Genomic DNA, 314 nt, shown 5'->3' on the forward strand with positions numbered 1-314 from the left:
GATTTACTTGCAGAAGCGTTAGATAAACCAGAAAACTTCTGTGGTATGCACTTTTTTAACCCAGTACCGAAAATGCCGTTAGTAGAAATTATCCGTGGTGCAAAAACCTCTGATAAAACCATTAACGCCGTAGTTGATTACGCGCTTAAATTAGGCAAGTCTCCAATTGTTGTTAACGATTGCCCTGGCTTTTTTGTAAACCGTGTTTTATTCCCTTACTTTGCAGGTTTTAGCAAATTAGTGGTTGAAGGCGCTAACTTTGCAAAAGTAGATAAAGTAATGGAAAACGTATTTGGCTGGCCTATGGGTCCGGC

Annotated in this window: 1 protein-coding gene; it reads left to right on the forward strand. The window is 39.8% G+C overall.

Annotated features, from left to right (window positions below; translation table 11 throughout):
- Positions 1–314: 3-hydroxyacyl-CoA dehydrogenase NAD-binding domain-containing protein (locus AAEY83_RS13665; RefSeq protein ID WP_351059623.1), on the forward strand; the 314-nt coding region annotated here is incomplete at both ends.

This window comes from Psychrobacter sp. TB20-MNA-CIBAN-0197, from assembly GCF_040309765.1.
GTDB classification, from domain to species: domain Bacteria; phylum Pseudomonadota; class Gammaproteobacteria; order Pseudomonadales; family Moraxellaceae; genus Psychrobacter; species Psychrobacter submarinus.